We start from the raw sequence: 6,392 nt of genomic DNA on the forward strand, positions 1-6,392 counted from the left end.
CCAGATAGCTGTCGCGGGCAGCAGCAGGCCCCAGGCAGACGGCCTGGTCCGCTTCCATTACGTGGGGCAGGGTGGCATCAGGTTCGGAATAGACTGCCACCGTGGCGATGCCTTGTTGGCGGCAGGTGCGCATGATGCGACGAGCAATTTCGCCGCGGTTGGCGATCAGGAGTTTTTTTATCTTTGCCATAGCGGTGCCTATTATCGGTGGCAATGTTGTTTAGTAGTGTCGTTTGCGTCGCGATCGGGATGAGTTAAAAGTTCAAAGTTTAAAAGCGCGGCATGGACCGTTATGTTTTTTCAGGCAGTGCCCGCGATGTAAATGGTTTGAGCGCGGAGCACCTAAAACCTGAATGGGCACACAATCAGCTTCGCGTTTCAACTTTTAACTTTAAACTTGCAACTGCCTTTCATCGCGCCGCCAGTGACGCTCCTACGGATAGTGGGTCAGATCCAATTCGGTTTGCGTTTTTCCAGAAAGGCGCTGAGCCCTTCCTGACCTTCATCGCCGGTACGCAACCGGGCGATGAGAGCGGCGGTATCGCTCAGCATGGCGTCATTGATGGGCCCATCACTGACGCGGGCTATCAAGGCGCGACTTTCCACCTGTGCCAGCGGGCCGCCGCTGAGCAGGGACTGCACCAGTGCATCAACGGTGCTGTCGAGAGCGTCTTCGCTGACCACCTCGTGGACGATGCCGATCTGCTGTGCGCGGTCAGCGGGGATCACTTCTGCGGTCATGAAATAGCGATTGGCTTGCCGCGGACCCATGGCGCGAACCACGTAGGGGCTGATCACAGCCGGTACGATGCCCAGTTTCACTTCACTGAGGCAGAAGCGCGCGTCGTCCGCTGCCACGGCCATGTCCGCCGCGCAGATCAAGCCCAAGGCACCACCAAAAGCGGCTCCTTGTACGCGAGCAATGACCGGTTTGGTGCATTGATCAATGGCCTGCATCAGCGTGGCCAGGCGCAGGGCGTCCTGCTGGTTCTGTTGCGCATCCAGCCTGCCCATGGCGCGCATCCAGTTCAGATCTGCACCGGCAGAAAAGTGCTTGCCGGCGGCCTGCAGTACCACCACGCGCACAGCTTCATCGCTTCCGGCTTTTTCAAAGGCCTCGGTGAGCGAGGCAATGATGGTGTCGTCGAACGCGTTGCGTTTGTCCGGGTTATCCAGCGTAATCCGGGCAACCGGGCCCTCGATCAAAGTGTTAACGCTCATAGCTTGCTTCCTGTTTTGCGTCGTGCGTCAGGCATCTTGCGTCCAGCGTCCTGATCACATCCGGAACACGCCGTAGCGTGTTTCTTCAATCGGTGCGTTAAGGCTGGCGGAAATGGCCAGGCCAAGCACATCTCGGGTATCGGCGGGGTCGATGACGCCGTCATCCCAAAGGCGGGCGCTGGCATACCAGGGCTGTGCCATTTCTTCATAGCGTTCGGTCATCTCGGCCTGGAATTGTCCTGCCTCTTCATCGCTCCATGCCTGGCCCTTTTTCTTCAGCGAGGCCTGTTTCACCTGGGTAAGCACGCTGGCCGCCTGTTCGCCGCCCATTACCGAGATGCGGGCGTTGGGCCACATGAACATGAAGCGCGGGTCATAGGCGCGGCCACACATGCCGTAGTTACCGGCACCGAAGCTGCCGCCGGTGATCACGGTGAATTTCGGCACGGTGGCACAGGCCACCGCGTTGACCATCTTGGCGCCATGCTTGGCAATGCCCTCGGCTTCGTATTTCTGGCCGACCATGAAACCGGTGATGTTCTGGAGGAACAGCAGGGGAATCTTGCGCTGGTTGCACAGCTCGATGAAGTGCGCGCCTTTCTGGGCGGATTCCGAGTACAGCACACCGTCATTGGCGAGAATGCCCACCGGGTAGCCGTGGATGCGGGCAAAGCCGCACACCAGGGTGGTGCCGTAACGGGATTTGAATTCGTCCAGCTCCGAGCCATCCACCATGCGTGCAATCAACTCACGGGCAGGCATGGGCTGGCGAGTGGTGGTGGGGATCACACCGTACAGCTCCTGCGGGTCGTAGGCCGGGGCTTGCACGGGCAGGCGCTTTACCTGATCCGGTTTGTGCCAGTTCAGGTGGGCGATGCACTGGCGCGCCAACTCGAAGGCATGGGGTTCGTCTTCGGCCAAGTGGTCCGCCACACCGGATTGTTCGCAGTGCAGGTTGGCACCGCCCAAGTCCTCGGCAGTGACCACCTCGCCGGTGGCGGCTTTTACCAGTGGCGGCCCGGCCAGAAAGATGGTGGCCTGTTCCTTCACCATGATCACTTCGTCGGCCATGGCGGGCACATAAGCGCCGCCGGCGGTGCAGGAACCGAGTACTACACTGATCTGGGGAATGCCACGGGCGGACATGTTGGCCATGTTGAAAAAGATGCGGCCGAAGTGTTCGCGGTCCGGGAATACCTCGTCCTGGCGGGGCAGGTTGGCGCCGCCGGAATCCACCAGGTAAATACAGGGCAGGCGGTTTTCCGCCGCGATGGCCTGGGCGCGCAGGTGTTTTTTCACGGTGAGCGGGTAGTAGCTGCCGCCTTTTACGGTAGGGTCATTGGCGACGATCATGCATTCCACACCCTGCACCTGGCCGATACCACCGACACAGCCGGCGGCGGGCACGTCTTCGCCGTAGACACCGTCGGCGGCCAGGGCGGAGATTTCCAGAAACGGCGACCCCGGGTCGAGTAGCAAATTGATGCGCTCGCGCACCGGCAGCTTGCCGCGCTCACGAAGACGCTGCTCGGCGGCTTCGCCACCGCCGTGGGCTATGTGATCAAGCTTGTCCTGCAATTGCTGACGCAGCTGCAGGTTGTGTTCCCGGTTGGCCTGGAAGTCCGGGCTGTTGGGATTGATCTGGCTATTGATCTTGGGCATGGCAATTGAGGTCGGACGTCGGGTGTCTGACGTCGGACGTCCTCTCCAGCTGGTAGTGTTGTGTCGTCAGACGTCAGACTTCAGACGTCTGACCCCTTCAGGCTGTCTCGTTAAACAACTCGCGACCGATCAGCATGCGGCGGATTTCGCTGGTGCCGGCGCCGATTTCGTAGAGCTTGGCGTCGCGCAGCAGGCGGCCGGTGGGGTATTCGTTGATGTAGCCGTTGCCACCCAGGGTCTGGATCGCTTCCAGGGCCATTTTGGTGGCGTTCTCGGCGCAGTAGAGAATTACGCCAGCGGCATCCTTGCGGTTGGTTTCACCGCGATCGCAGGCTTTGGCCACGTTGTAGAGGTAGCTGCGGCTGGCGTTGAGCATCACGTACATGTCGGCGATCTTGCCTTGCATGAGCTGGAATTCGCCGATGGCCTTGCCGAACTGCTTACGCTCGTGGACGTAGGGGACCACTACGTCCATACAGGCCTGCATGATGCCGGTGGCGCCGCCGGACAGCACGGTGCGCTCGTAATCCAGGCCACTCATCAGCACCTTGACGCCTTCGCCGACCGTGCCAAGCACGTTCTCTTCCGGCACGTGGCAGTCTTCGAATACCAGCTCACAGGTGTTCGACCCGCGCATGCCGAGCTTGTCGAGTTTCTGGGCCTGGGAAAAACCGGCAAAGCCGCGCTCCACGATAAAGGCGGTGATACCGCGTGGGCCGGCGCTGGTGTCAGTCTTGGCGTAGATCACATAGGTGTGGGCATCGGGACCGTTGGTGATCCACATCTTGTTGCCGTTCAGCACATAGTGGTCGCCTTGCTTGTCGGCCCGTAGCCCCATGCTGACCACGTCGGAACCGGCACCGGGTTCGCTCATGGCCAGGGCGCCGATATGGTCGCCGCTGACCAGTTTGGGCAGGTATTTCTCGCGCTGGGCATCGTTGCCGTTCAGGTAGATCTGGTTCACGCACAGGTTGGAGTGGGCGCCGTAGGACAAGCCAATGGAGGCGGAGGCACGGGAGATCTCTTCCATCACCAGGGTGTGGGCCAGATAACCCATATTGGCGCCGCCGTATTCTTCGCTGACGGTGACGCCCAGTACGCCCAGATCACCGAGCTTCTTCCACATCTCCAGGGGGAACTGGTTGCTCTGGTCCACCTCGGCGGCGATCGGCGCGATTTCCTTCTGGGCGAAGTGGCGCACGCTGTCACGCAGTGCCACCAGGGTTTCATCCAGATCAAAGTTAAAGCTGCTGTCAAACATGGTCAGGTTTCTCCAAAGCGGTGAGGGCGTCTTCGCAGCGCTGGTCGGCGTCGTCCAGCTCCTGCTGTAGTGCCTGAATATCTCTGAGTTGCTGGTTCAGTTGTTCCCGGCGTTGCTGAATCTTGTCTTGCAGGGCGAGAAGCTGATTGCGGTTATCGCCGCTGGGCTGATACATCTGAATCAATTCACGGGATTCGGCCAGGGAGAACCCCAGCCGTTTGCCGCGCAGGATCAGTTTCAGGGTGACCCGATCAGCCGGTGAATAGACTCGGGTCTGGCCCCGTCGCGCTGGGCTGACCAGCCCCTGGTCTTCATAGAAGCGAATGGTTCGGGTGGTCACGTCAAATTCCCGGGCCAGTTCGCCGATGCTGTAGGTCTGTTTTTTGCTCATGGCGAAATGCTAGGGGAAGTTTACGTTAACGTAAAGTATGAATTTTGGCCTTTTCGGTCCGTGACACGGTGTTTACCTGTGCCTAGACTCCGGGCTCAACGTAAGGGGACAGTGGGAATAACAATGAAAGAGACTTGGAGTCGCTGGGTAGTGGCACACCCGGTGTGGGTACTGCTGATTTGTATTGCGCTGTGTGCGGCCATGGCGGCCGGGTTGCAGAGTTTTCGCAACAACAACGATCCACGCATTTTTTTCACCCAGGAAAATCCGGATTTCAAACGGTTCGTGGCGCTGGAAGACAGTTTTACCGCCAATGAGGTGGTGTTGTTCGTGGTGCACCCGAAGAGCGATCAGGTGTTTGAAGCGCAAACCCTGGAAGCCATCGAGTCTCTCACCGACGATGCCTGGACACTGCCTAACTCCACCCGGGTGGACTCCCTGACCAATTTCCAGCATACCGAGGTAGAAGGCGACGAGCTGTATGTGGCGCCGCTGGTGGAAGGTGCCGCACAAATGGCACCGGACGAGATTGCCCGGGCCCGTGACATTGCCCTGAAAGAGCCGGCGCTGGTGGGGCGGCTGGTCTCTGACCGCGGGCATGTGGCCGGTGTTGTGGCCACAGTGACCATGGACGAGGGGAACACCGAAGCCCCGGTGATTACCGCAGCCGCCCGCGACATGGCGCAGACCTACCGGGAGCGTTACCCGGATATCGAGTTTATGGTCACCGGCACGGTGGTGTTTTCCCAGGCCTCGGCCGATGCCACGGAGCAATCCATGGCGACCACCTTGCCACTGGCCTTTGTGGTGATGCTGCTGTGCTTGTGGCTGATTTTGCGCAGCGGCATGTTTGTGGTGGTGACGGTGATGGTGATCGGCTTCTCCATCGCCTCGGCCATGGGCGTCGCCATGTGGCTGGGGATCGAGTTTTCCCCCATCGTGGGCATGGCCCCGGCCATGATTCTGACACTGGCCGTGGCGGACTCTGTGCACATCCTTGCCAGTTACCGCCATGAATGCCTGGAAGGCAAGGCACGGGCGGCGGCCATGCTGGAAAGCCTGCGTATCAATATGCAGCCGGTGTGGCTGACCAGTTTTACCACCGCAATCGGGTTTGCGATCCTGAATTTTTCCGAGTCACAGCCGTTCCGTGCGTTAGGGAATGTGGTGTTGATCGGTGTGCTGTTGGCGTTTGTGTTCTCGGTGATTTTGTTGCCAGCGCTGGTGATGTTGTTGCCGCATCGTATCGAGCCGGGCAAGCAGCGGGATTTCGCGCCGTTGATGGGCGCCCTGGCCAGGCACCTGAGTCGTCACTTCAAGCCCTGGTTGCTGGGTATGTCGGTGGTCGTGGTGGTGCTTACTGCCGCCATCGGATTGAACCGCATCAATGATGTGTTCAACGAATATTTCGACGAGACGTTTGAGGTTCGTCGGGTTAACGATTTTGCCATGAACAACCTGACGGGCATGCATCGTATCGACTATGCGGTGCATTCCGGCGAATCCGGTGGTGCCATGGAGCCTGCCTATCTGCAGCATATTGATGATTTGACCGTGTGGCTGGAGCAGCAGGATGAGGTGGTATACGCCACGGCCTACACGGATGTAATCAAGCGATTAAACCGAGACATGCACGGCGGCGATCCTGACTGGTACCGCATTCCCGACTCCCGTGAACTGATATCCCAATACACCTTGTTATATGAGCTGTCGCTACCCCAGGGGCTGGGGCTGGAGGACCAGCTGGATATCGACAAGGAGCAGGCAAGGGTCATCGTGATGCTGGAGAATATCGGCTCGCACCCGGTGCTGGAATTCAATGATCGGGTGGAAGCCTGGATGCAGGATAACTGGCCG

Annotated in this window: 6 protein-coding genes; 1 reads left to right on the forward strand and 5 read right to left on the reverse strand. The window is 59.4% G+C overall.

Annotation, left to right across the window (positions count from 1 at the left end; genetic code table 11):
* The 5 genes from A3754_RS06015 to A3754_RS06035 form a co-directional block, all read right to left on the reverse strand.
* A partial coding sequence (locus tag A3754_RS06015) for a biotin carboxylase N-terminal domain-containing protein (RefSeq protein WP_304439813.1) occupies positions 1-190 on the reverse strand: 190 nt, incomplete at its 3' end.
* Positions 191-447: 257 nt separating this feature from the next.
* The gene (locus tag A3754_RS06020) at positions 448-1,221 is read right to left on the reverse strand and encodes an enoyl-CoA hydratase/isomerase family protein (protein WP_063519085.1); all 774 of its coding nucleotides are present in this window, start codon (positions 1,219-1,221) and stop codon (positions 448-450) included.
* A 54-nt stretch (positions 1,222-1,275) separates the two neighbouring features.
* A complete protein-coding gene (locus A3754_RS06025; RefSeq protein WP_063519086.1) occupies positions 1,276-2,883 on the reverse strand; it encodes a carboxyl transferase domain-containing protein in 1,608 nt (535 codons plus the stop codon).
* Between the two features lie 97 nt (positions 2,884-2,980).
* Positions 2,981-4,144 (reverse strand): isovaleryl-CoA dehydrogenase, encoded by a 1,164-nt coding sequence (locus A3754_RS06030; RefSeq protein ID WP_063519087.1) that lies wholly within the window; start codon positions 4,142-4,144, stop codon positions 2,981-2,983.
* On the reverse strand, positions 4,137-4,535 hold the full coding sequence (locus A3754_RS06035) for a MerR family DNA-binding transcriptional regulator (RefSeq protein WP_063519088.1): 399 nt from the start codon (positions 4,533-4,535) through the stop codon (positions 4,137-4,139). The genes A3754_RS06030 and A3754_RS06035 overlap by 8 nt, the downstream gene beginning before the upstream one ends.
* A 123-nt stretch (positions 4,536-4,658) precedes the next feature.
* Here A3754_RS06035 and A3754_RS06040 point away from each other — a divergent pair.
* A partial coding sequence (locus A3754_RS06040; RefSeq protein ID WP_063519089.1) for an RND family transporter occupies positions 4,659-6,392 on the forward strand: 1,734 nt, incomplete at its 3' end.

This window comes from Alcanivorax sp. HI0083 (genome assembly GCF_001635175.1).

Coding starts and splice junctions, on each gene's coding strand:
- A3754_RS06035 (WP_063519088.1), bottom strand. CDS start 4,535: ATGAGCAAAAAACAGACCTACAGCATCGGCGAACTGGCCCGGGAATTT.
- A3754_RS06030 (WP_063519087.1), bottom strand. CDS start 4,144: ATGTTTGACAGCAGCTTTAACTTTGATCTGGATGAAACCCTGGTGGCA.
- A3754_RS06025 (WP_063519086.1), bottom strand. CDS start 2,883: ATGCCCAAGATCAATAGCCAGATCAATCCCAACAGCCCGGACTTCCAG.
- A3754_RS06020 (WP_063519085.1), bottom strand. CDS start 1,221: ATGAGCGTTAACACTTTGATCGAGGGCCCGGTTGCCCGGATTACGCTG.